This window comes from Caballeronia choica (assembly GCF_001544535.1).
GTDB classification, from domain to species: domain Bacteria; phylum Pseudomonadota; class Gammaproteobacteria; order Burkholderiales; family Burkholderiaceae; genus Caballeronia; species Caballeronia choica.
This window is the reverse complement of sequence record NZ_FCON02000486.1, coordinates 1-1172: the sequence shown is the minus strand read 5'-3', so window position 1 is coordinate 1172 and position 1172 is coordinate 1. Positions and strand designations below refer to the sequence as shown.

General features: G+C 55.6%; 1 protein-coding gene. It reads right to left on the bottom strand.

The window, feature by feature from the left end:
• Positions 1-13 precede the first annotated feature (13 nt).
• Positions 14-1099 (bottom strand): IS630 family transposase, encoded by a 1086-nt coding sequence (locus AWB68_RS45195; protein ID WP_087650484.1) that lies wholly within the window; start codon positions 1097-1099, stop codon positions 14-16.
• Between the last annotated feature and the right edge of the window lie 73 nt (positions 1100-1172).

The following is a 1172-nucleotide window of genomic DNA, read 5'->3' as shown; positions in this document are numbered from 1 at the left end:
CTAGTGCTGCGCGTCAAACGGATTGCATCTTATTAAGCTTGGCCCTGGCACGCGTGACTTTCGCGAGGATGTCAGAGGCCTTTGCTGTCCAGATGAACGGTTTCGGATGGCGGTTATGTTTCTGCACGTATTGCTCGATCGTGTCGATCAGTTCGGGTACCGAGCGGAACGCCGAACGTCGCAACTGGTTCACTGACAAGTCACGAAAGAAGCGTTCAACCATGTTGAGCCATGAGGCACTGGTGGGGGTGAAATGCATGTGAAATCGCGGGTGCTTGGCGAGCCACGCCTGTACCTCGGGGTGTTTGTGGGTTGCATAGTTGTCAGCGATCAAATGCAGATCTTGGGTCTTAGGCGTATTGCGATCAATCTTGCGCAAGAAGCTCAGCCACTCTTGGTGACGATGTTTGGTCTTGCACTCGCTAATGACACTCCCATCGAGCGTGTTCATCGCGGCAAAAAGCGTGGTCACACCATTGCGCTTGTAATCGTGCGTCATCGTTTGACCGCGACCTCGCTTAAGCGGCAATCCCGGCTGGGTCCGGTCAAGCGCCTGGATCTGACACTTCTCATCGCAACACAGGACCAGAGCGTGCTCCGGGGGATCAAGATATAGTCCGACGATGTCCTCGAGTTTCTCAGCGAAATGCTTGTCGTTCGATACTTTGAAGCTCTCTAAGCGATGCGGCTTGAGGCCGTGCGCTTGCCAGATGCGCCGCACGCTTGCCGCACTTACACCGGCCACGACTGCCATGCTGCGTGTGCTCCAATGCGTCGCGTTATCCGGACGCCCTTGCGTCGTCAATGCCACAATCGTCTTGACCTTACGCGCGGAGATCTTCGGCTTGCGCCCCGGTCGCGTCTCATCCCGCTCGATTCCCCTCACGCCGTCAGCGATAAAGCGACCGCGCCAGCGCGCGACGGTGCCACGCCATATAGCCAGTTCTGTACCGATCTCTTTGTCTGTTTTACCCTGTGCTGCAAGCAAAATCATCTTGGCGCGCTCCGCCAGTCGGACTGGAATCGTTCGGCCAGTAGCCCACGCCTCTAACTGCTTGCGTTGTGCTTCGCTTAACTCAACTTTGGCCGCGATTCTCATGAGTTCTCCCTCCATGCAAACAGAGACTCACAAATCGCAATTAAGTTGCATTATTTGTGACGCACTGCACTAG

Bases quoted from the DNA above. Each gene is read 5' to 3' on its own strand.
- AWB68_RS45195 (WP_087650484.1), bottom strand. From the start codon at position 1,099: ATGAGAATCGCGGCCAAAGTTGAGTTAAGCGAAGCACAACGCAAGCAG.